This window comes from Flavobacterium sp. N502540 (assembly GCF_025947365.1).
Taxonomy (GTDB): domain Bacteria; phylum Bacteroidota; class Bacteroidia; order Flavobacteriales; family Flavobacteriaceae; genus Flavobacterium.
This window is the reverse complement of record NZ_CP110012.1, coordinates 1,072,345-1,094,858: the sequence shown is the minus strand read 5'-3', so window position 1 is coordinate 1,094,858 and position 22,514 is coordinate 1,072,345. Positions and strand designations below refer to the sequence as shown.

Sequence of the window (22,514 nt, the reverse complement as noted above, 5' to 3'; positions counted from 1 at the left end):
ATCTCTGTAATCTGCTTTTGTCCTGTTTTTATTAAATTGTTTCCTGATGACGATAGATTGAATTGTGTATGATAAATATTTTATAGATGTAAGTGGATAATGGTTTAGTGTTTTCTCGGTTTTTTTACGCTGATTCTTTATTGTAGTTGCTTATTTTGTAAAGAGTGGGATTGGAGTTGTTTTTAATTTACTGTTTATTTCAAGATAGGTTTTAGAGGTTGTTTGGGGGGTAAAGCCGTTAGAAGGGGTGAGGTTGTCATTGTTTGTGGATTTGAATTTGACAATAAATAATAAAATATGTTGAAAATGATGTAGAAAAGGAATGTTGTTGAGGGGGTGTATTGTGGTAAATGAATGTTGGTAAGGAAAAATCTTATAATTTTAAAACAAATAAGAAGCTGTAAAGTTTGTATTATCAGAGTGTTAAGAAAAAGTTTTAAAAAAGATTAAAAATAAGTTTAGAAAAAGCTTGTGAAAGCGGATAAAGTGACTACTTTTGCACCCGCAACAGCGATAAACGTTCACAGAAATACTGATAAGCAAAACGAATCAAAATGAAAATTTATTTTCAAAAAAGATTAAAAAAAGCTTGTGAGTAAAGAAAGAAAGTTTTAAGTTTGCACCCCGCAAAACAAGGGAAGTTCATTGAAAGATTGGTAAGGAGAGGAGTTAAAAAAGAAAAGAAATTTTCTAAAAAAAAACTTCAAAAAACTCTTGCCGATTAGAAATAAGTTTTCTACTTTTGCACCCGCTTTGAGAAACAAGCGATATTAAGAAAAAAGAATACGTTCGTAGACATATTGAATTGACAGCCGTTTCGATGAAAATCGAAACTAAAGAATAAGAGTAATAGAGTCGTAAGATTCGAAAAGAACCGATAGATATTCATCGCAATATAATATAAAAAATATACGATGAAGAGTTTGATCCTGGCTCAGGATGAACGCTAGCGGCAGGCTTAACACATGCAAGTCGAGGGGTATATGTCTTCGGATATAGAGACCGGCGCACGGGTGCGTAACGCGTATGCAATCTACCTTTTACAGAGGGATAGCCCAGAGAAATTTGGATTAATACCTCATAGTATAGTGACTCGGCATCGAGATACTATTAAAGTCACAACGGTAAAAGATGAGCATGCGTCCCATTAGCTAGTTGGTAAGGTAACGGCTTACCAAGGCTACGATGGGTAGGGGTCCTGAGAGGGAGATCCCCCACACTGGTACTGAGACACGGACCAGACTCCTACGGGAGGCAGCAGTGAGGAATATTGGACAATGGGCGCAAGCCTGATCCAGCCATGCCGCGTGCAGGATGACGGTCCTATGGATTGTAAACTGCTTTTGTACGAGAAGAAACACTCCGACGTGTCGGAGCTTGACGGTATCGTAAGAATAAGGATCGGCTAACTCCGTGCCAGCAGCCGCGGTAATACGGAGGATCCAAGCGTTATCCGGAATCATTGGGTTTAAAGGGTCCGTAGGCGGTTTAGTAAGTCAGTGGTGAAAGCCCATCGCTCAACGGTGGAACGGCCATTGATACTGCTAAACTTGAATTATTAGGAAGTAACTAGAATATGTAGTGTAGCGGTGAAATGCTTAGAGATTACATGGAATACCAATTGCGAAGGCAGGTTACTACTAATGGATTGACGCTGATGGACGAAAGCGTGGGTAGCGAACAGGATTAGATACCCTGGTAGTCCACGCCGTAAACGATGGATACTAGCTGTTGGGCGCAAGTTCAGTGGCTAAGCGAAAGTGATAAGTATCCCACCTGGGGAGTACGTTCGCAAGAATGAAACTCAAAGGAATTGACGGGGGCCCGCACAAGCGGTGGAGCATGTGGTTTAATTCGATGATACGCGAGGAACCTTACCAAGGCTTAAATGTAGTTTGACCGGTTTGGAAACAGATCTTTCGCAAGACAAATTACAAGGTGCTGCATGGTTGTCGTCAGCTCGTGCCGTGAGGTGTCAGGTTAAGTCCTATAACGAGCGCAACCCCTGTTGTTAGTTGCCAGCGAGTCAAGTCGGGAACTCTAACAAGACTGCCAGTGCAAACTGTGAGGAAGGTGGGGATGACGTCAAATCATCACGGCCCTTACGCCTTGGGCTACACACGTGCTACAATGGCCGGTACAGAGAGCAGCCACTGGGCGACCAGGAGCGAATCTATAAAACCGGTCACAGTTCGGATCGGAGTCTGCAACTCGACTCCGTGAAGCTGGAATCGCTAGTAATCGGATATCAGCCATGATCCGGTGAATACGTTCCCGGGCCTTGTACACACCGCCCGTCAAGCCATGGAAGCTGGGGGTGCCTGAAGTCGGTGACCGCAAGGAGCTGCCTAGGGTAAAACTGGTAACTAGGGCTAAGTCGTAACAAGGTAGCCGTACCGGAAGGTGCGGCTGGAACACCTCCTTTCTAGAGCCTTAATGTTAGCCTAGTGCACGTTAAGGAAAAAAGATGACTATTTATGGGTCTCTGAATTGGAGATTGTATTACTCTTGCTGTTAATTTAAAAAAATGAAAGAATTAAGTAAAAACAGAGTCTCGTAGCTCAGCTGGTTAGAGTACTACACTGATAATGTAGGGGTCGGCAGTTCGAGTCTGCCCGGGACTACTTTTTTAGAGTTTTGAATTATGAGTTATAAATTATAAGTTATAAAAAGAAAGATCAACTAAGAAAGACTGAAAGCTTAATTTACAAGGAAATTTTAGAGGTTGAGAGCTTATGAGCATAACTCATAACTAATAACTCATCACTAAAGAAATGGGGGATTAGCTCAGCTGGCTAGAGCGCCTGCCTTGCACGCAGGAGGTCAACGGTTCGACTCCGTTATTCTCCACTGGTTAATTAGATAATTAGCCAATTAGAATATGAGATAATTAATTATCAAATTGACTAATTACTGTATTATCTAATTGATAAAAGTTCATTGACATATTGAGATAAGAAAATAATAAGAAAGTAGAAAGCGTTTTTTATTAGTAATAATAAAAGACAAAAAAAAACGGTCTTGTTTTAATTAACAAGATTGGTACAATAAGCAAAATAAGGGCGTATGGGGGATGCCTAGGCTCTCAGAGGCGAAGAAGGACGTGATAAGCTGCGAAAAGCTACGGGGACGAGCACACATCGATTGATCCGTAGATATCCGAATGGGGCAACCCACTATGTTGAAGACATAGTACACCGATAGGTGGGCAAACCCGCTGAACTGAAACATCTAAGTAGGCGGAGGAGAAGAAAACAAAAGTGATTCCGTAAGTAGTGGCGAGCGAACGCGGATTAGCCCAAACCAATGATGTTACGGCATTGTTGGGGTTGTAGGACCACGATATTTTATGTACAAGGAACCAGAATCGACTGGAAAGTCGAGCCAAAGAGAGTGATAGCCTCGTATGGGTAACAAGTATAATAGATAGTGGTATCCTGAGTAGGGCGGGGCACGTGAAACCCTGTCTGAATTTGGCGGGACCATCCGCTAAGGCTAAATACTCCTGAGAGACCGATAGTGAACCAGTACCGTGAGGGAAAGGTGAAAAGAACCGTGAATAACGGAGTGAAATAGATCCTGAAACCATACGCTTACAAGCGGTCGGAGCCCTTAAGTGGGGTGACGGCGTGCCTTTTGCATAATGAGCCTACGAGTTAACGTTGCTGGCAAGGTTAAGTGATTAAGTCACGGATCCGTAGCGAAAGCGAGTCTGAATAGGGCGCTTTAGTCAGTAGTGTTAGACGCGAAACCGTGTGATCTACCCATGGGCAGGATGAAGCGCTGGTAACACAGTGTGGAGGTCCGAACCGGTTGACGTTGAAAAGTCTTCGGATGACCTGTGGGTAGGGGTGAAAGGCCAATCAAACTCGGAAATAGCTCGTACTCCCCGAAATGCATTTAGGTGCAGCGTTATTTTAGTTATATAGAGGTAGAGCTACTGATTGGATGCGGGGGCTTCACCGCCTACCAATTCCTGACAAACTCCGAATGCTATATAATGATTGATAACAGTGAGGGCTTGGGTGCTAAGGTCCAAGTCCGAGAGGGAAAGAACCCAGACCATCAGCTAAGGTCCCCAAATATATGCTAAGTTGAAAGAACGAGGTTTGTCTGCCCAGACAGCTAGGATGTTGGCTTGGAAGCAGCCATTCATTTAAAGAGTGCGTAACAGCTCACTAGTCGAGCGGACGAGCATGGATAATAATCGGGCATAAGCATATTACCGAAGCTATGGATTTTGTAGTAATACAAAGTGGTAGGGGAGCATTCCAGCAGGGTTGAAGGTGTATCGTAAGGTATGCTGGACTGGCTGGAAAAGAAAATGTAGGCATAAGTAACGATAATGCGGGCGAGAAACCCGCACACCGAAAAACTAAGGTTTCCACAGCTATGCTAATCAGCTGTGGGTTAGTCTGGTCCTAAGGCGAACCCGAAAGGGACAGTCGATGGCCAACGGGTTAATATTCCCGTACTACTAATTACTGTGATGGGGTGACGGAGTGATGAAAGCGCCGCGAACTGACGGAATAGTTCGTTGAAGTACCTAGCTATATTCTCTATAGGCAAATCCGTAGAGAATGGTGAAATACGATAGTACTCGGAGTCTTCGGACAAAGAGATAGTGCGCCTAAGGGCTTCCAAGAAAAACCTCTAAACTTCAGGTAATTAGTACCAGTACCGTAAACCGACACAGGTAGTTGAGGAGAGAATCCTAAGGTGCTCGAGAGATTCATGGCTAAGGAATTAGGCAAAATAGACCTGTAACTTCGGGAGAAAGGTCGCCCCCAGCAATGGGGGCCGCAGTGAAGAGGTCCAGGCGACTGTTTATCAAAAACACAGGGCTCTGCAAAATCGTAAGATGAAGTATAGGGCCTGACACCTGCCCGGTGCTGGAAGGTTAAGAGGAGATGTTATCTTCGGAGAAGCATTGAATTGAAGCCCCAGTAAACGGCGGCCGTAACTATAACGGTCCTAAGGTAGCGAAATTCCTTGTCGGGTAAGTTCCGACCTGCACGAATGGTGTAACGATCTGGACACTGTCTCAGCCATGAGCTCGGTGAAATTGTAGTAACGGTGAAGATGCCGTTTACCCGCAGTGGGACGAAAAGACCCTGTGCACCTTTACTATAGCTTAGTATTGACCTTGGATAAATGATGTGTAGGATAGGTTGGAGACTTTGAAGTGGCGTCGCCAGGCGTTGTGGAGTCATTGTTGAAATACAACCCTTTGTTTATCTGAGGCCTAACTCTTCGATGAAGAGGACAGTGCTTGGTGGGTAGTTTGACTGGGGTGGTCGCCTCCAAAAGAGTAACGGAGGCTTCTAAAGGTTCCCTCAGTACGCTTGGTAACCGTGCGTAGAGTGCAATGGCATAAGGGAGCTTGACTGAGAGACATACAGGTCGATCAGGTACGAAAGTAGAGCATAGTGATCCGGTGGTTCCGCATGGAAGGGCCATCGCTCAAAGGATAAAAGGTACGCCGGGGATAACAGGCTGATCTCCCCCAAGAGCTCATATCGACGGGGGGGTTTGGCACCTCGATGTCGGCTCGTCACATCCTGGGGCTGGAGAAGGTCCCAAGGGTTGGGCTGTTCGCCCATTAAAGTGGCACGCGAGCTGGGTTCAGAACGTCGTGAGACAGTTCGGTCTCTATCTACTGTGGGCGTTAGAAATTTGAGTGGATCTGATTCTAGTACGAGAGGACCGAATTGGACAAACCTCTAGTGTATCTGTTGTCCCGCCAGGGGCACCGCAGAGTAGCTACGTTTGGAAGGGATAAGCGCTGAAAGCATATAAGCGCGAAACCCACCACAAGATGAGATTTCTTTTAAGGATCGTGGAAGATGACCACGTTGATAGGCTATAGATGTAAAGGCAGTAATGTCATAGTCGAGTAGTACTAATAATCCGTAAGCTTATGTACACCCTTTTCCCTCTCGTCCCAGACGAGAGGGAGGAAACTTTCTTAACAAAAAAACTTATTTGTTTCTTTATCTCAGTATGTTAAAATATTAGCTCGACGCGAGCAGTCTTTAAGTCGAAAGATTAAAGTCATAAAGTTGAAAGACTTTAAAACTTTAAGACTTGTGACTTTAGACTAAAAACCTTAAGGTGGTTATTGCGGCGGGGCTCACCTCTTCCCATCCCGAACAGAGAAGTTAAGCCCGCCTGCGCAGATGGTACTGCACTTATGTGGGAGAGTATGTCGTCGCCTTTCTTTTAAGAACCCTATCCAATTCGGATAGGGTTTTTTGTTTTATAACGTTTTTTTAATCCTTGCGTGCTTTGCGTTTAAAAAAAAATGTACGCGGATGATACGGATTCGCTAAGCGAAAACGCGGATTAGAACGGATTTTTTATTGGATGTAGATGGCTTTTGCCCTTTCAGGGCGATGTTTACTGTTCATTTTGGTTCATAGTGCTTTGCACCATGCTCTTTGCTTTTCGGGCTTTCAGCCCTTTTTTCTTGCGTGCTTTGCGTATACCTTTGCGGACTTTGCGGTTAGAAAATAGCTCAAGGATGATTGGGCCTTTTTTTCTTTAAATATTCTTTTATCGCACGCTGCGTTAGGGATGGAAGCGATATCCTTTTGCGAGGGCCGTTCATTTAAAAATTCCCTGAAACTTCTATCGCAAAAGATTTAGCGGACAGCCCGACCCAAAGGGGAACGCCATAATAATTAGCTAACACGAATAAATGAACATGCAACCGTATGGGGAGTGTGTAGTTGAATAGTCTTTTTGATTGTTTTTAGGGCTTTATTTTTAGTTTTATCTGCGGAGTAAGGTTCTTAATTGTTTTAGATGAAAAAAGCGATTTAAATCTCCTGTTTTGATCTGATTTTTGGTCTATGGCTATAGGGGTTTAAATTGTCACATTGTAGCCAATTTTTACCTTGTCCATTATTACATGAGTGTAGAAATGTTTGACATTAGGATCGTTCATTAGCCATTTTTTGGCAAAAGATTCGTAATGCTGCATGTCTTTTGTGTTTACAATAATGACAAAATCATAAGTGCCAGTGACAAAATAACATTGCATTACTTCGTGGCATTTTCGCATAGAGGCCTTGAATTTTTCTAAAGCTTTTGAATTTCCGTCCGCTAGAATGATGTCTACTATGCAAGTAATTGTTAAGCCTATAGTGCTTGGTGATATTATTGATATATCGGCTTCGATTATTTTATTTTCTCTTAGCCTTGCTAATCTTCTTTGTACGGCGGAACTGCTTAAATTTACTAAGTCGCCAAGTTCTTGTGCGGTCAATCTATTGTTTTCCTGCATGAATTGTAAAATCTTTTTGTCGTATTCGTCGAGTGTTTGCATTTTTTACCTGATTTTCAAGTAAATTTAGGTTAAATCAGTCATTTGTAGTATTCATTTGCTGAAATAAAGCAGAAGGATCGAAGTAGTTTTGTGTTGCAATATTTAACATAAAAAGAAGAGTAATGAAAAGAAATGAAAGTGTTTTTTCTGATGAAGAAATCGAAAAGTTTAGAAGTGAAACAATTGGGTGTAAAAATGTAAATCATCTTAACAATGCAGGTGCAGGTCTAATGCCTGATAAGGTAACTCAGTCTATTTTGGAACATATAAAGTTAGAGTCTGAAATTGGGGGATATGAGGCAGCGGCTTTGAAGGCAGATACGATAAAAGGATTTTACGCTCAGGCGGGAAAATTGATTAATTGTAATCCGTCGAATATTGCTTTTACTGCAAGTGCTACGGATTCTTATACCCGTGCGTTGTCTTCTATTCCGTTTTTGAGGGGTGATATAATTTTGACTGACAGTGATGATTTTATTTCGAATCAAATTCAGTTTATTTCATGTCAGAAACGATTTGGTATTAAAATAGTAAGAGTCAAAAATGCTGAAACCGGAGGTGTTGATCTAAAAGATCTCGAGGAAAAATTATTTTCTCTTCAGCCAAGATTATTGGCTATAACACATATTCCAACCAATTCCGGTTTGGTTCAGCCTGTTAAAAGTATAGGTGAAATATACGATCGTTATACAAAAGGACACGCTGATAAAACCTGGTATATTCTGGATGCTTGCCAATCGGTAGGGCAAATGAAGTTGGATGTGGAGGAATTGAGATGTGATTTTTTAAGTATTACGTTCAGGAAATTTTTGAGAGGTCCGCGTGGCACAGGGTTTCTTTATGTTTCGGACAAGGTTCTTGAGTTTGGACTCGAGCCTTTGTTTATTGATATGAGAGGTGCTGATTGGGTTGAAAAAGATGAATACAAGCAGCAGCCGGATGCTAAACGTTTTGAAGATTGGGAGTTTGCTTATGCTCTTGTTTTGGGAAGTAAGGCTGCTATTGAATATTGTTTAAGTATTGGGGAAGATAGAATTTGGAGGCAAATACAGTTGTTGTCAAAATACATGAGAGACGAACTGGTTAAAATTCCTAAAGTTAGGATTTTGGATAAAGGACCTGAGCTTGGGGGTTTGGTGACGTTTTTTGTTGAGGATTCTCAGCCAAAATATATTGTTGATGAGTTGCTCAAAAGAAAAATAAATGTGGTTCCGAGTTTTAGAAATTTCGCTGTTATTGATTTTGATGAAAAGGGGGTGAAATGGGCCGTGAGAGCATCTCCTCATTATTATAATACTTTCGATGAAATTGATTTGTTTATCGAGGCAGTTATGGAAATTGTGTCTATTTAATATTGCTAAGTCGTCGTGATAAATAGCAAAAAAAACTCCTTAATTTCTTAAGGAGTTTTTTGTGGGCGATGAGGGGTTCGGGCCTCCGGCCACTTCCGATGAAAAATCGGAATGCTCTGAGGCAGCTGAGCTAATCTTTATTTTGAATTCGTTCTTTAATTCCTCCACTTTGTGAGAGTTTCTTGTATTTTGCTGTGCGAATGTCTATGGCCTCTTGTGTATAATCTATGTCTTTTTAACTTAAAATTTTCAAATAAATAGTAAAAAAAAACTCCTTAATTTCTTAAGGAGTTTTCTGTGGGTGATGAGGGGTTCGAACCCCCGGCCACTTCCGATGAAAAATCGGAATGCTCTGAGGCAGCTGAGCTAATCTTTATTTTGAATTCGCTCTTTAATTCCTCCACTTTGTGAGAGTTTCTTGTATTTTGCTGTGCGAATGTCTATGGCCTCTTGTGTATAATCTATGTCTTTTTAACTTAAAATTTTCAAATAAATAGTAAAAAAAAAAACTCCTTAATTTCTTAAGGAGTTTTTTGTGGGCGATGAGGGGTTCGGGCCTCCGGCCACTTCCGATGAAAAATCGGAATGCTCTGAGGCAGCTGAGCTAATCTTTATTTTGAATTCGCTCTTTAATTCCTCCACTTTGTGAGAGTCTCTTGTATTTTGCTGTACGAATGTCTATGGCCTCTTGTGTATAATCTATGTCTTTTTAACTTAAAATTTTCAAATAAATAGTAAAAAAAAACTCCTTAATTTCTTAAGGAGTTTTCTGTGGGCGATGAGGGGTTCGAACCCCCGACCCCCTCGGTGTAAACGAGGTGCTCTGAACCAGCTGAGCTAATCGCCCTATTTTACTAGGTTGCTATCGTTTGTGATTGCGAGTGCAAATATACGCTAGTTTTTGAGTTCTGCAAAGAAAATCGAATAAAAAATAAAACTTTTTTAAAAATGTTTTATATCTCTCTGTTTATGAATTTGTTATTAAATTGGTTTTTTGCAACTTTTTTTGCTCTTAGAACTTTTGTTTATGGCAGAGGCAATTCAGCGACTACAAATGTGCTTCCGCCAACATAAATAAAATCATTTTTTGAGGCATTTTTTCTGGCTGCAGCAAAAGCATGTTCTACTGAGTCGTGATTTTCCCCTATTAAATGGTGCTTTTTAGCGGCTTCATTTAAAATTTCTGTTTTTAGACCTCTGGACGAATTTGGACTGCAAAAATAGTATTGTGCATTTTTAGGAAAAAGTGGTAAAATAGAGTCAAGATCTTTGTCGTTTACAACTCCCAGAACAATATGTAAATTTTCGAAACTCTCTTTTTGGATTTGTTTCATTACAACAGCTAAACCGTGTTGGTTGTGGGCAGTATCACAGACAATCTTTGGGTTTTCTCCCAATTGCTGCCATCTGCCTTGTAAACCGGTGTTTTTTACGACATGCAATAAACCGTTTTTTAGATTTTCATCTGAGATTTTAAACTCCTTTTGAGAATTTAATAGGTGGATTGTTTGCTGAACTGTTTTTTTATTGTGAAACTGATAATCCCCAATTAGATCGGAAGGGAAAACTTCTGTGATTAAATCGGAAGCAAAATATATCGGAGCTTTATTTAGTTCTGCTTTCGCTAAGAATACGGGTTGAGTTTCAAAGGTGTATTCTCCAATGACAACAGGAATATTTGGTTTTATGATTCCGGCTTTTTCACCTGCAATTGCTGCTGGGGTATTTCCTAAAAACTGAGTATGATCTAAATCGATGTTGGTAATAACCGATACTAATGGTGTGATTATGTTGGTTGCATCGAGTCTTCCGCCAAGACCTACTTCAATAATAGCAATATCAGTTTTCTCTGAAGCGAAGTAATCGAAGGCTAATCCAACAGACATTTCGAAAAAACTCATATCATTGGCTTCAAAAAAGTTTTTGTGTTTGGCTACGAATTGACAAACAAAATCTTCGGAGATTTCCTGGCCATTAATTTTAATTCGTTCCCTAAAATCTTTAAGGTGTGGAGAAGTGTACAATCCTACTTTATATCCGGCTTCTTGTAAAACCGAAGCCAGCATATGCGAGGTCGATCCTTTACCATTGGTTCCGGCAACGTGGATGCATTTTAACTGATCTTGAGGGTTGTCAAGATGTGCAGCCAGCAACTTAATATTAGTCAAATCTTCTTTGTATGCCGAAGCTCCCTGAAGTTGGTACATTGGAAGCTGATTAAACATCCAGTTTGTGGTTTCCTGATAGTTCATTGAATTGAGTTAAAATAGTTTCGAATTGAAATAATTTTCATTTTTTTTAGTTTTATAAGGGAGTGAAAATTATCTTTATTGCAAATTTCAAATATTTTTTAGAATTAATTATTAAAAACAAGAATTAATATATGTTTAGCTACATTCAATTACAAGCTGATACCATCGCAAATGCCTCAAACGTAGTTATCGAAAAGATTGCACCTGAAAATGAAATTTCAATGTTTGGGTTTATTATGAAAGGAGGAGTTTTCTTAATTCCGATTGCACTATTATTATTTTATACTATTTATATCATTTTTGAACGTTACTTATATATCAAAAAAGCATCAAGAATCGATTCCCGATTGATACAGGATGTTGGTGATAAATTAAATGCCGGAAATATTGAATTAGCCAGAACTATTGTCGAAAGAAGTGATACGGCAGCAGGAAATATTCTGAAAGAAGGTGTGCTGGTTATTGGAAGGCCAATTGCTGAAATTGAATCTAATATGGACCGTGCCGCTGATATTGAAATTGGTGAAATGGAAAGAAATTTGGGACATCTGGGACTTATTGCCGGGATTGCTCCAACACTTGGTTTTATTGGAACTATTTCGGGTGTAATTAAGATTTTCTACAGTATCTCGGTTACTGAAAATATTAGTATTGGAAATATTTCGGGAGGATTGTATGAAAAAATGATCAGCTCGGGTTCCGGATTAATTGTAGGTATTATCGCCTATAGTGCATATCACTTACTGAATGGAAAAATTGATGATTTTGCGTTGAAGATTCAGAAACAAATATTAGAATTTGTCAATATAATTCAAAGAGCATAAGGTATGTCTATTAAGAGAAAAAGAAGGTTTCATGCTGAAGTAGCGACATCGTCATTAAGTGATATTATGTTTTTCCTGTTGTTGTTTTTTCTTATTATATCAACACTTGCGAATCCTAATGTGATTAAAATGACATTGCCGAAAGCCAAAGCTAATGAGAAAACAAATAAACAGCTGATTAGTTTGTCTGTTACTGAAGACAAAAAGTTCTATATCGACAAAGTACCTGTTGAATTTGATGCTTTGGAAACAACTTTAATGTCGAAAATTGGAGCTGACAAACAGCAAACCGTAGTGGTTCGCATTCCGTTTAATCTTCAGGTTCAGGATTTAGTTGATGTGCTGCAAATAGGAGTGAAGAATAATTTAAAGTTTGTAATTGCTACCAGTCCGAAGTAAGATTATCGATTAGGGCATGACCACAATAAAAAAATGGGCTATTCAGCATAACGTTGATTCGCCCATTTTTTTATTGCGGTCGGGCTATCCGCGCTACTTCGGTAGCTTGCTGCTATCCCTCACGCAAAAAAAAAAAAAATACCATAATTTTGTCATTTCGGGACTCGAAAGAATCACATTAATAAAAAAGAAAACTTTGTGACAAGCCTTTGTCAGGCTGAGTGAAGTCGAAGGAACATGAGAAACTCGACAAAGATTGGATTCTCGTTGTGGAGTTACTTGTGAGGATTTCTCCTTGCGTCGAAATGACAAACTAGCCGTGATAGAGTATTAAAAAAGGCTTTCAGAATTTTCTGAAAGCCTTTTTTATGGAAACAGATTTTAGTGTAAATCTGTACAATTCGTGTTTAATCCAGGCTGAAATTGTAAATTATTTTTCCAACCTGTTTTGCGGCTGCTTTGTCATCTGCTGACCATTTTGTGTTCAATGCCGCTATTTTTGCCTGTTCCAGTAAACAGCTTGCTGTATTGGTTGTTCCTTTTATTCCAGCAGTTGCGCTAATGGTTTTGCCATTTTGGTCTACGGTAACTTCTACCACTACTTTTCCTTCTTCATTGCAGGTATATTTTGGTGCCGGTTTAGAGAGCGCTTTGCGTCCGTTTAGCGAATATCCAGATCCTCCACCCGAACCGCCGCCACTTCCTGGGCCATAACCGCTTCCGGTACCAATTCCATTTCCGGTTCCGTTGCCACCGCCAGTTCCTCCTCCGGAACCTCCCGTTCCATAGTATCCGTTCGAACTTAGACTGCCGTTTGCTTTTCCTTTGTTTCCTGCTGCTTTATCGTCGCCATCACCGCCTTTATTTGATCCTTTTAAAATACTTGATAAGGCATCGTTTGTAGAATTGGAGACTTTTGGTTTTTCAGGAATCGGTTTTGCTTCCGGTTTTACAACGGGTGTTGCTTTTTTTGGTTTTTCCTTTGTCGGAATTACAACACTTTCGTCGGTTGTGGTATTTTCCTGAGTTAAAATTGCTTCGTCTGGTGTTGCTTTTGCCGGAGTTTGTCGGGCTTCATTTTTTACATTTAAAACTTCACTTTTATAATTTGCTCCCGAGCCTAAATCACTATCTCCAAAATTTACCGTAACACCTCCGCCACCTCCGCCAGAAGCCAAAGCCACATTGTTCTCTGGATTGTAAGGAGGCCAAAAGCGTATAAGAAATAACAACGCAATGAATACTGCATAGATAACAGTAGTGAGTAGTAAGGATTTCTTTTGATCTGAAGAAATGGAACTCATTTTTATTTTGAATTTTGAAATTGTATTATTTAAAAAACGCTTAAAAGTAGTAAAAATTGTTTAGAATAGAAGAGTAGGGGATTTTGTGGCTGAATGTTTTTTGTAAGCAGATTTAGCCGATTAATGCAGATTTTGTAATTAATGAGGAAGCGGAATCAAAAAGGATCAGCTGAATCAGCGTGAAACATAAAAAAACGGGCCGGATGAACATCCGGCCCGTTTTAGTAAAGTATAAAAAAATTATACTAGTTGTTTCAATGCAATTTCAAAAGCAGTTGCACTGATATTTGTTTTGGATGGATTTAAAGTGTGAGCTTTAACAATCGCATTTTTTATAATTTCTGAAGTATCATTAAAGATATCCTCGTCCGTCATCTGAACTTTTTTCTCCATGAAATAAGCAAAAACTCTTGCCATTCCACAGTTTGAAATGAAATCAGGAATCAAACTTACTTTGCTATCCACCTCTTCCATGATCGAACCGAAGAAAATTTCTTTATCAGCAAAAGGAACGTTTGCTCCACATGAAATAACTTCTAATCCATTTGCGATTAAATTATCGATTTGTTCCTGAGTTACCAATCTTGAAGCCGCACAAGGGGTGAAGATTTCGGCACCAATCGTCCAGATTTTAGTGTTGATTTCGTCAAATGGAATCATGTTATCGGCAACTAATTTGTTTCCGTCTTTATTTAAAAACAAAGTTCTGATTTCTTCAAATGAAAAACCTTCTTCTTTTATTAATCCTCCGTCACGGTCAATAATTCCGATTACTTTAGCACCCATTTCTGCCAGATAAAAAGCGGCAGCTGAACCTACATTTCCAAATCCCTGTACAATTGCTTTTTTACCTTTGATGTCTCCACCGTAAGTGGCATAGAAATGACGAGCTGCTTCGGCAACACCATAACCGGTAATCATGTCGGCAACCGTATATTTTCGGGTTACATCAGGAGAGAACTTTGGGTTTTCGATTACCTTAATAACGCCCTGACGCAATTGTCCGATTCTGTTAATTTTATCTGCTTCGGTTGGTTTGAAGTGTCCGTTGAAAACGCCTTCCTGCGGATGCCATACACCACATTCTTCGGTCATTGGAATTACTTCGTGAATTTCATCTACATTTAAATCTCCTCCGGTTCCGTAGTAACTTTTTAATAAAGGTGAAACGGCTTTGTACCAACGTTGTAGTACTCCTTTTTTACGTGGATCATTTGGGTCAAAATTTATTCCTGATTTGGCACCTCCAATGGCTGGTCCTGAAACAGAAAATTTAACTTCCATGGTTTTGGCCAACGATAAAACTTCATTCATATCTAAGCCTTTTCTCATTCTTGTTCCTCCACCCGCAGCTCCACCGCGAAGTGAGTTGATAACCGTCCATCCTTCGGCTTCTGTTTCGGAATCTTTCCAGTTAAAAACAATTTCAGGTGCTTTATTTTCAAATTGCTGTAATAAATCTTTCATTTTGTTGAGATATGTTTAGTTTGCGTAAAAGTATAAAATAGAATAATGCGAATAATGTATCTCGTATCAAAATTTTATCGAAGAGAAAAAAGAAAGCCGAAAACAGTACGTTTTCGGCTTTTGAATTTTATAAATGTAACAAATTATATTCCTAATAAGTGTTTTTTTAATGTCTCATCTACAGGTTTGTCTGAAAGCCAGATTCCGAATAATGCTTTTTTGAAATCAAATCCGGGAATTTTTCCTTTTAAAACTTCATTTTTGTATACATTGATGGTTTGGTCAAGCGGATTATAAGCAAGAACAAACACATCTTTTTCAGTAATCATGTCACTTAAAAAAGTTTTAAATTCTTCGATTCGGGGACGCAATTGATTCAGATTGCTTGCCGCAGATTTTTCAAAACCGGCATTCATTGCTTTAGTCAGTTTGCCTGAAGAAACCATTGAAGAAGTAATTTCAATTCGGATTGCCATTTCGGTATCGCTGTCAATAATAAATTGTGGATCCTGACTTAGCTGCGATAAATATAAGGCCTGAACATAAACTTCCAACCACATTTTTGATCGGCCGCCAGCACCATTAAGCTGTAAAGTTTTGCCTTGAAATTCAATTTTTCTTGGAACTGTTACACCGTTTATATCAAGCTGAGTCTGGGCAGAAACGGTCGAGAATTGTATACTAAAAAGGAATGTAAGTAGAAGTAAACTTTTTTTCATGTTTTATGGAAATTATAATTTTTAGGCAAAAATAATGTTAATTTATTAATTTTAAAGCGTTATTAAAGATGTTTTTTTAGACTCAATTTTGCTTTTTTTATGGGTATAAGATTAGTAATCAAATTAGTAAGAGTAGTTTTACGGGAAACCGTATATTTTAAGAATTGTTTAATCTTTTGGGTTACTAAACTTTACTAAAATTTTAGAAAATCAACTTTTTTAATGGTGTATTTTATTCTTGTTTTTTAGAGTAATGATTGCAAATTTGATGCATGTTACGCTAAATTTTTAAGATTATAACGAAAACGTTATCGTAATTATTGCTGATCCGGTAAATTTATATGCGCGCATTGTTAAACTCACTTTTAAAATTTATCTTTGGGAGCCTTTTTACAGAAAAAAGCAATTCAAAAAAACAAAAACAAAAATAACCGTCATCTTAAATTCGATATTTTAAATGGAGTTGAGATGAGAAAAATAAAACAGGATAACTATGGATTTTAATCTTACCGAAGAACATTTAATGATTCAACAAGCTGCAAGAGATTTTGCTCAAAACGAATTGCTGCCAGGAGTTATTGAACGTGACGAAAAACAAATTTTTCCGACAGAACAAATAAAAAAAATGGGGCAACTAGGATTCCTGGGAATGATGGTTGATCCTAAATACGGAGGAAGCGGACTGGATGCAATTTCTTATGTAATTGCGATGGAAGAAATTTCAAAAGTAGACGCATCAGCTTCTGTAGTGATGTCCGTAAACAACTCATTAGTTTGTTGGGGACTGCAGGAATTTGGAACTGAAGAACAAAAACAAAAGTACTTACCGGGTTTAGCATCAGGAGAGATTCACGGAGCATTTTGTTTGAGTGAGCCTGAGGCGGGTAGTGATGCTACTTCTCAAAAAACAACTGCAGTTGATATGGGAGACCATTATTTGGTAAACGGAACGAAAAACTGGATTACCAACGGAAATACAGCATCTGTTTATTTAGTGATTGCACAAACGGATCCGGAGAAAAGACACAAAGGAATCAATGCTTTGATCATGACGAAAGACATGCCGGGCTTTTCTATTGGACCAAAAGAACAAAAAATGGGAATCCGTGGTTCTGATACGCACTCTTTAATGTTTAGTGATGTAAAAGTTCCTAAAGAAAACAGAATTGGAGAAGACGGTTTCGGATTTAAATTTGCAATGAAAACTCTTGCAGGAGGTCGTATCGGAATTGCTTCTCAGGCTTTAGGAATTGCTTCAGGAGCTTATGAACTGGCTTTGAAATATTCTAAAGAGCGTAAAGCTTTCGGAACTGAAATTTGCAACCACCAGGCAATTGCTTTTAAATTGGCAGATATGGCAGTTAATATTGAAGCAGCACGTCATTTGTGTATGAAAGCAGCTTGGGATAAAGACCAACATAAAAATTATGATGTAAGTGGTGCGATGGCGAAATTGTTTGCTTCTCAAGTGGCGATGGATACAGCTGTTGAAGCAGTTCAGATTCATGGAGGTAACGGTTATGTAAAAGAGTATCATGTAGAACGTTTAATGCGTGATGCAAAAATTACTCAGATTTACGAAGGAACTTCAGAAATTCAGAAAATTGTAATTTCAAGAGCTGTTATCGCAGGATAATCTCTTAGAAGGATAGATAATTAAAAACCCTTTCAGGCTGCTCAATGCCTGAAAGGGTTTTTATTTGGATTTTAATTTCGTTACATTTACAGAAATAAACTTTTTTATGTACGAAGATTTAAAATACTGGTATTTGCGGGATCATAAATTGTTTCGAACTCTGAGTTATTCGCAGATCAAGCAATTATGTATTATCACAGGTTTTAAAAAAGCGTCAAAAGGGGAAATTATTTATTTTTCTACTTCAGATTTACCCCGTATATTTTTACTCAAAAAAGGAAATATTAAAATAGTGTCTATTGATGAAGAAGGTAATGAAACCATAAAAGACATCATTCAGAAAGGGGATTTATTTGGCGAATTAACTTTGGAAACGGATGCCAAAAACGAAGAATATGCAAAAGTACTTTCTGACGATGTTGCGATTTGTAGTTTCCTGATGTCAGATTTCGAAGATTTATTACTGAGAAATCCAACACTGGCACTTTCGTATACCAAATTTGTCGGTCTGAAAATGAAACGCATCAAAAACAGTTACGCCAATTTGATTTCTAAAGATGCAAAAACCAGATTGTACCAATTTCTTAAAGACTGGGCAGAGAAGGAAGGGACTGCCGATGGTAATTCGGTAACCATAGAGAACTATTTGACACAGAATGATATTGCGCAAATTATTTGTACTTCAAGACAAACGGCAACCCAATTGCTGAACGAGATGGAAACAAATGAACTGATACATTACAATAGAAAAGAGATTGTGATTGTTGATATTACCAAAATCTAACTATTTTACGCTAAGTGTAAATTAGCTGACATTTACCTTTTTCATACTACCGTAATTTTACATTATCAAATTAAGATGTAAAGTTAAAAATTATGAAAAAATTATTTTTTATTGCTTTAGTAGCCTTATGTACTGTTGCTACTGCGCAAAATTCGCTTCCTAAAATGGCGACCGATATTGCTCCTTTATTAATAGGAGAGAAAATTCCAAATATCACATTAAAATCAGCTGAAAATGCAACGGTAAAAATCTCTGATTTGCTTGAAAAGAAAAAAGCGGTTTTAGTTTTCTATCGCGGCGGCTGGTGTCCTTATTGCAATATGCATCTTCAGGCGTTAGCCGAAGCAGAGAAACAAATTCTGGATCTTGGATACCAGATTATTGCAATAAGTCCTGATGCCCCGGAGAATTTAAAAATCACGGAAGAAAAAGATAAAGTAAAATATACTTTGCTTTCTGACTCAGAAGGTGAATTTGCGAAAGCAGTTGGAATTGCTTATGCGGCTCCTGAAAACTATAAATCAGTAATTAACGTACATTCTAAAGGAGTCAATACAAGTTTTTTACCGGTTCCTTCTGTCTTTGTTGTAAACCAAAATAGTGAGATTGCATTCGAATATATTGCTCCTGACTTTAAGCATCGTATTTCGACCGAATTGCTAGTTTCAGTATTAAAAAATTTAAAATAAAAACAAAATGAAAAAGCTGTTGTTTTTTGTATTGATTTTGGTTTCGGGTATTTCATTTGCTCAGAATGAGGCGAAAAGAATAAGTCAGTACAATTTGGAAAATAAAGTAGCCATTCAGGGCTACGATCCTGTGGCCTATTTTAGTCCGGGGAAAGCGATTAAAGGGAAGAATGAATTATCAGCTTCTTATCAGGGGGTGATTTATAAATTTTCTTCCAACGAAAATAAACAGGAATTTTTAAAAAATCCATCAAAGTATGAGCCGCAGTATGGTGGCTGGTGTGCCTATGCTCTGGGAAGTTCCGGAGAGAAAGTTGAAATAAATCCCGAAACGTTTAAAATTATTGATGGTAAGCTCTATTTGTTTTACAATGCCTATTTTAATAATACGTTGAAAAGCTGGAATAAAAATCAGACGAATCTGAAAGCACAAGCCGACGAGAACTGGAAAAGAATAAACAAATAACAGGATGGAAAAATCAGAAAAAATAATCTGGGCTCTAAGAATTATAGCAGCCGGAATTTTGTTACAAACCTTATTTTTTAAATTCAGCGGAGCAGAAGAAAGTATTTATATTTTTTCGACTTTAGGAATTGAGCCTTATGGAAGAATAGGGTCCGGAATAGCCGAATTGGTTATTGCCGTTTTAATTTTAATTCCCAAAACAACATGGATTGGAGCTTTGGGAGGATGTGGAGTGATGGTGGGTGCTGTTCTGTCTCATTTATTTGTTTTGGGAATTTCAGTTCAGCATGATGGAGGCTTACTTTTTTTACTGGCCCTTATCACCTTATTATGCTGTTTAGGATTGCTTTATTTCAATAAAAGTAAATTGTTTAATCTTCTAAATTTAAAATAGCCATGTTACTAAAATCAATACGCCACAGTTTAGATGAACTCGATGATCTGTTAGGTCAATTGACGGATGCAGATTATGCAAGACCATGCCCTGCTCTCAACAATGCAACAATTGGCGAGCATTTGCGACACATTCTGGAGATGTTTATATGTTTGGAAAAGGGTTACAATTCAGGAGTTATAAATTACGATAACCGCGAGAGAAATATCCGAATGCAAACGGAAACTGTGTTTGCAAAAGAACTTATAGCGGAAATAAAAACAGATTTGAAAAGTGACAACAAAACCATCTATTTAGAACAGGTTATTGATGGCCTTTCGCTTAGAATTCAAAGTAATTATTATAGAGAATTGCTATACAATCTGGAGCATTGCATCCACCATCAGGCTCTGATCAAAGTGGCCGTTATGCCCTTTAAAAATATTTCGGTCCATGAGAATTTTGGTGTAGCCCGTTCCACTATAGAATACAGAAAACAATGTGTACAGTAAGTTTCGTGAACCATAACGGAGTAGTAATGATTACTTCAAATCGGGATGAAAAAGTGATTCGTCCAGAAGCCATTCCGCCTAGAAACTATTGTCAGAACGGTAAAACTATTATGTATCCGAAAGATTCAAAAGCGGGAGGAACGTGGTTTGTTGTAGATAAAAACGGAACTGTACTGGTACTTTTGAATGGAGGTACAGAGAAGCATCGGATTTTATTTCCGTATAGAAAAAGCAGGGGACTGATTGCTCTCGATATAATTTCGAGTTTGTCGCCCAAGGATTTCTGGAATGAAATTAATCTGGAAGATATCGAGCCATTCACTTTGGTTTTGTATCAGAATGAAGAATTATATGAACTGATTTGGGATGGTCTGGTAAAAATTAAGACACTCTTGGAGACTTCAAAGAATCACATCTGGTCATCGGTTACTTTGTATCCTCAGGAAATTAGGAAGAAACGCTCAAATTGGTTTTTTGAATTTTTAGAAAGTAGGGATGAAATCTTCGCTAAGGATATGTTAGATTTTCATAAAAACACTCACAATGATGATTCTGAAAACGGATTGGTCATTAATAGAGAAAATTTTTTGAAAACACTTAGTATAACTCAGGTGGTAATCAAGCAGAATAAAGGTACTATGAAGTATTACGATTTAATTAAAACAAAGGAGTTTTCGACTTCTTTTATAAGTATTTAATGTAGTAAAGATGAAACTATTTTTTCATAAAGTAACCAATTGGGAGTACTGGCCTTTTAAGGTGCTGTACGTTCCTATTTATTTTCTTTGGGCCTATTATGCGATCAAAGCTAGATCAGTATTCTTCTTTAATGCGTCTAATCCGAAGATAAAAAACGGCGGGTTTATAATGGAAAGCAAAAAACAAATTTATGATTTGCTTCCCAGAGAATGTTATCCCAGTACTATTTTGATCAAAGAGAATACGGATCTAAATAAGATTGTAGAAAAAATAGTCGAAAACAGTATTTATTTTCCTTTAATTGCTAAACCTGATATTGGTTTAAGGGGATCCGGTGTGAAAAAAATAAGAAATGTTTTTGAGTTGAGTGAATATGCCGGAAAAGCAAATTTTGATTTTTTATTGCAGAATTTGATTCCATTTAAAAATGAAGTTGGTATTTTTTACGTGCGTCATCCACATCAAAAAGAGGGAGTAATTACCGGAATTGTTTCGAAAGAATTTTTAATTGTTACTGGTGACGGAATCTCAACTATTGAAGGGTTAATCTGTAAAACGCCAAGATTTCAATTGCAGCTTGATGTTTTAAGAGAGGAATACGGAGATCAATTGCATCAGGTTTTGAAATATGGTGAAAGAGTAAATTTGGTTCCTTTCGGGAATCATGCCCGTGGCGCAAAATTTTTGGATGGGAGTGATTGGATCACACCAAAGTTAACCGCAATGATTGATAAAATTGCCAAAGAGGTTCCGGAATTTTATTTTGGGCGTTTTGATATCATGTACAACACTTTCGAAGAATTAGAACGAGGAGAAAAGTTTCAGGTTGTAGAACTTAACGGGGCAGCCAGTGAACCAACACATATTTACGATCCGAAACATTCTGTTTGGTTTGCCTGGAAAGAACTGGCAAGACACATCACTTATATGTATGAGATCAGTGCTGCGAATCATAAAAAGGGAGTACCGTACCTGAATTATAAAGTTGGAATCCGGGAGTATAAATTGCATCTGACTCAGAACAGTAAGATTATAAATTTTTAAAAAATGAAAAGGTTAAAGAATATCTCAATTGGATTTTTGGTGAGCTTCATCGGATCGATCCCGTTAGGATATTTGAACGTAGTAGGTTTGGAGATTTATTCGAAATCAGGACTTTATAATTTGGTTTTCTTTCTGTTCGGAGTCATTTTTGTTGAAAGTTTTGTCATTTATTTTACGTTGCTTTTTGCCAGAGAACTAATCGGTAATAAAAAATTAATGAAGCTAATTGATTTTTTTGCTATTGGATTTATGTTTGTTCTGGCTTTTCTCTTTTATTACGGATTCAATCAAGCTACAAAATCAACTGATAATTTAAGGGGGTATTTAGTGTATTCACCATTTGTCATCGGAATGATTTTAAATTGTTTCAATTTTTTACAGCTGCCTTTCTGGACGAGCTGGAATCTGTATTTGCTTAACGGAAAGCATATTGTCGTAGAAAAAAAGTTAAAATATTATTATATTGCAGGAACTTTGATTGGTATTTTTTTCGGGATGTTAAGCCTGATTGTGGTTTTACAGACTATTTTTGAAAAAAGTAATCCATTTTCAAGGTACGTAATGCCTGTTTTTATTCCGATATTTTTTATGGTTTTAGGGAGTATTCAGGTATTTAAAGTGTATAAAAAATATTTTAAATCGACTGCTTTAGAGGTTTAGTTCC

Annotated in this window: 17 protein-coding genes, 4 tRNA genes and 3 rRNA genes; 17 read left to right on the top strand and 7 right to left on the bottom strand. The window is 38.0% G+C overall.

All coding sequences use genetic code 11. The features are described from left to right. Positions 1-911: 911 nt before the first annotated feature. The 5 genes from OLM58_RS05005 to rrf all read left to right on the top strand — a co-directional run bounded on the left by OLM58_RS05005 (position 912) and on the right by rrf (position 6,220). Positions 912-2,425 (top strand): 16S ribosomal RNA (locus OLM58_RS05005). Between the two features lie 125 nt (positions 2,426-2,550). Continuing rightward, positions 2,551-2,624 (top strand) — tRNA-Ile (locus OLM58_RS05000). A 152-nt stretch (positions 2,625-2,776) separates the two neighbouring features. Continuing rightward, positions 2,777-2,850 (top strand) — tRNA-Ala (locus OLM58_RS04995). A gap of 195 nt (positions 2,851-3,045) precedes the next feature. Further along, positions 3,046-5,926 (top strand): 23S ribosomal RNA (locus OLM58_RS04990). 184 nt (positions 5,927-6,110) lie between these two features. Then, positions 6,111-6,220: ribosomal RNA gene (gene rrf, locus OLM58_RS04985) — 5S ribosomal RNA — on the top strand. The 16S, 23S and 5S rRNA genes sit together here with 2 tRNA genes alongside, the layout of an rRNA operon. Positions 6,221-6,868: 648 nt before the next feature. Here rrf and OLM58_RS04980 read toward each other — a convergent pair. Beyond that, positions 6,869-7,330 (bottom strand): Lrp/AsnC family transcriptional regulator, encoded by a 462-nt coding sequence (locus OLM58_RS04980; protein WP_264531430.1) that lies wholly within the window; start codon positions 7,328-7,330, stop codon positions 6,869-6,871. Positions 7,331-7,452: 122 nt separating this feature from the next. On the opposite strand from OLM58_RS04980, the gene OLM58_RS04975 reads away from it, so the two are divergent. Continuing rightward, the gene (locus OLM58_RS04975) at positions 7,453-8,682 is read left to right on the top strand and encodes an aminotransferase class V-fold PLP-dependent enzyme (protein ID WP_264531429.1); all 1,230 of its coding nucleotides are present in this window, start codon (positions 7,453-7,455) and stop codon (positions 8,680-8,682) included. 298 nt (positions 8,683-8,980) lie between these two features. On the opposite strand, the gene OLM58_RS04970 is transcribed toward OLM58_RS04975, so the two are convergent. The 3 genes from OLM58_RS04970 to OLM58_RS04960 all read right to left on the bottom strand — a co-directional run bounded on the left by OLM58_RS04970 (position 8,981) and on the right by OLM58_RS04960 (position 10,934). Then, positions 8,981-9,054, bottom strand: a tRNA-Lys gene (locus tag OLM58_RS04970). 400 nt (positions 9,055-9,454) lie between these two features. After that, positions 9,455-9,529 (bottom strand) — tRNA-Val (locus tag OLM58_RS04965). Between the two features lie 178 nt (positions 9,530-9,707). Continuing rightward, positions 9,708-10,934 (bottom strand): bifunctional folylpolyglutamate synthase/dihydrofolate synthase, encoded by a 1,227-nt coding sequence (locus OLM58_RS04960; protein WP_264531428.1) that lies wholly within the window; start codon positions 10,932-10,934, stop codon positions 9,708-9,710. 131 nt (positions 10,935-11,065) lie between these two features. Here OLM58_RS04960 and OLM58_RS04955 point away from each other — a divergent pair, with 131 nt between their 5' ends. Continuing rightward, positions 11,066-11,758: a MotA/TolQ/ExbB proton channel family protein gene (locus OLM58_RS04955; protein WP_017498783.1), complete on the top strand. Its 693-nt coding sequence runs from the start codon at positions 11,066-11,068 to the stop codon at positions 11,756-11,758. A gap of 3 nt (positions 11,759-11,761) precedes the next feature. Further along, positions 11,762-12,157 (top strand): ExbD/TolR family protein, encoded by a 396-nt coding sequence (locus OLM58_RS04950; RefSeq protein WP_026110223.1) that lies wholly within the window; start codon positions 11,762-11,764, stop codon positions 12,155-12,157. A gap of 407 nt (positions 12,158-12,564) precedes the next feature. On the opposite strand, the gene OLM58_RS04945 is transcribed toward OLM58_RS04950, so the two are convergent. From OLM58_RS04945 to OLM58_RS04935, 3 genes are all read right to left on the bottom strand, one after another. Beyond that, positions 12,565-13,461, bottom strand: a complete 897-nt coding sequence (locus OLM58_RS04945; RefSeq protein WP_264531427.1) for an energy transducer TonB — start codon at positions 13,459-13,461, stop codon at positions 12,565-12,567. 240 nt (positions 13,462-13,701) lie between these two features. Beyond that, positions 13,702-14,928 carry a Glu/Leu/Phe/Val dehydrogenase dimerization domain-containing protein gene (locus OLM58_RS04940; RefSeq protein WP_017498779.1) on the bottom strand — a complete coding sequence of 409 codons (1,227 nt, stop codon included), beginning with the start codon at positions 14,926-14,928 and terminating at the stop codon, positions 13,702-13,704. Positions 14,929-15,071: 143 nt separating this feature from the next. Beyond that, entirely contained in the window at positions 15,072-15,647 is a 576-nt protein-coding gene (locus OLM58_RS04935; protein WP_264531426.1) for a chalcone isomerase family protein, read from the bottom strand. Positions 15,648-16,140: 493 nt separating this feature from the next. Between OLM58_RS04935 and OLM58_RS04930 the strand changes: the two genes are divergently transcribed. The 9 genes from OLM58_RS04930 (at position 16,141) to OLM58_RS04890 (ending at position 22,510) form a co-directional block, all read left to right on the top strand. Further along, a complete protein-coding gene (locus OLM58_RS04930; RefSeq protein WP_026110222.1) occupies positions 16,141-17,283 on the top strand; it encodes an acyl-CoA dehydrogenase in 1,143 nt (380 codons plus the stop codon). 106 nt (positions 17,284-17,389) lie between these two features. Beyond that, positions 17,390-18,067 (top strand): Crp/Fnr family transcriptional regulator, encoded by a 678-nt coding sequence (locus OLM58_RS04925; protein ID WP_264531425.1) that lies wholly within the window; start codon positions 17,390-17,392, stop codon positions 18,065-18,067. 92 nt (positions 18,068-18,159) lie between these two features. Further along, positions 18,160-18,756, top strand: coding sequence for a peroxiredoxin-like family protein (locus OLM58_RS04920; protein WP_264531424.1), 597 nt, complete (start codon positions 18,160-18,162; stop codon positions 18,754-18,756). Between the two features lie 7 nt (positions 18,757-18,763). Further along, complete coding sequence (locus OLM58_RS04915; protein ID WP_264531423.1) at positions 18,764-19,222, top strand: YHS domain-containing (seleno)protein; 459 nt, start codon at positions 18,764-18,766, stop codon at positions 19,220-19,222. Between the two features lie 4 nt (positions 19,223-19,226). After that, a complete protein-coding gene (locus OLM58_RS04910; RefSeq protein WP_264531422.1) occupies positions 19,227-19,616 on the top strand; it encodes a DoxX family membrane protein in 390 nt (129 codons plus the stop codon). Between the two features lie 2 nt (positions 19,617-19,618). Beyond that, positions 19,619-20,107 (top strand): DinB family protein, encoded by a 489-nt coding sequence (locus OLM58_RS04905; protein WP_264531421.1) that lies wholly within the window; start codon positions 19,619-19,621, stop codon positions 20,105-20,107. Then, entirely contained in the window at positions 20,095-20,805 is a 711-nt protein-coding gene (locus OLM58_RS04900; RefSeq protein WP_264531420.1) for an NRDE family protein, read from the top strand. Before OLM58_RS04905 ends, OLM58_RS04900 begins: the two co-directional genes overlap by 13 nt. A gap of 10 nt (positions 20,806-20,815) precedes the next feature. Beyond that, entirely contained in the window at positions 20,816-21,850 is a 1,035-nt protein-coding gene (locus tag OLM58_RS04895) for a D-alanine--D-alanine ligase (protein WP_264531419.1), read from the top strand. Between the two features lie 3 nt (positions 21,851-21,853). Beyond that, positions 21,854-22,510, top strand: a complete 657-nt coding sequence (locus OLM58_RS04890; RefSeq protein WP_264531418.1) for a hypothetical protein — start codon at positions 21,854-21,856, stop codon at positions 22,508-22,510. Positions 22,511-22,514: the final 4 nt, after the last annotated feature.

Excerpts from the sequence above, each read along its gene's own strand:
- OLM58_RS04980 (WP_264531430.1), bottom strand. The coding sequence starts at position 7,330 with ATGCAAACACTCGACGAATACGACAAAAAGATTTTACAATTCATGCAG.
- OLM58_RS04975 (WP_264531429.1), top strand. The coding sequence starts at position 7,453 with ATGAAAAGAAATGAAAGTGTTTTTTCTGATGAAGAAATCGAAAAGTTT.
- OLM58_RS04960 (WP_264531428.1), bottom strand. The coding sequence starts at position 10,934 with ATGAACTATCAGGAAACCACAAACTGGATGTTTAATCAGCTTCCAATG.
- OLM58_RS04955 (WP_017498783.1), top strand. The coding sequence starts at position 11,066 with ATGTTTAGCTACATTCAATTACAAGCTGATACCATCGCAAATGCCTCA.
- OLM58_RS04950 (WP_026110223.1), top strand. The coding sequence starts at position 11,762 with ATGTCTATTAAGAGAAAAAGAAGGTTTCATGCTGAAGTAGCGACATCG.
- OLM58_RS04945 (WP_264531427.1), bottom strand. The coding sequence starts at position 13,461 with ATGAGTTCCATTTCTTCAGATCAAAAGAAATCCTTACTACTCACTACT.
- OLM58_RS04940 (WP_017498779.1), bottom strand. The coding sequence starts at position 14,928 with ATGAAAGATTTATTACAGCAATTTGAAAATAAAGCACCTGAAATTGTT.
- OLM58_RS04935 (WP_264531426.1), bottom strand. The coding sequence starts at position 15,647 with ATGAAAAAAAGTTTACTTCTACTTACATTCCTTTTTAGTATACAATTC.
- OLM58_RS04930 (WP_026110222.1), top strand. The coding sequence starts at position 16,141 with ATGGATTTTAATCTTACCGAAGAACATTTAATGATTCAACAAGCTGCA.
- OLM58_RS04925 (WP_264531425.1), top strand. The coding sequence starts at position 17,390 with ATGTACGAAGATTTAAAATACTGGTATTTGCGGGATCATAAATTGTTT.
- OLM58_RS04920 (WP_264531424.1), top strand. The coding sequence starts at position 18,160 with ATGAAAAAATTATTTTTTATTGCTTTAGTAGCCTTATGTACTGTTGCT.
- OLM58_RS04915 (WP_264531423.1), top strand. The coding sequence starts at position 18,764 with ATGAAAAAGCTGTTGTTTTTTGTATTGATTTTGGTTTCGGGTATTTCA.
- OLM58_RS04910 (WP_264531422.1), top strand. The coding sequence starts at position 19,227 with ATGGAAAAATCAGAAAAAATAATCTGGGCTCTAAGAATTATAGCAGCC.
- OLM58_RS04905 (WP_264531421.1), top strand. The coding sequence starts at position 19,619 with ATGTTACTAAAATCAATACGCCACAGTTTAGATGAACTCGATGATCTG.
- OLM58_RS04900 (WP_264531420.1), top strand. The coding sequence starts at position 20,095 with ATGTGTACAGTAAGTTTCGTGAACCATAACGGAGTAGTAATGATTACT.
- OLM58_RS04895 (WP_264531419.1), top strand. The coding sequence starts at position 20,816 with ATGAAACTATTTTTTCATAAAGTAACCAATTGGGAGTACTGGCCTTTT.
- OLM58_RS04890 (WP_264531418.1), top strand. The coding sequence starts at position 21,854 with ATGAAAAGGTTAAAGAATATCTCAATTGGATTTTTGGTGAGCTTCATC.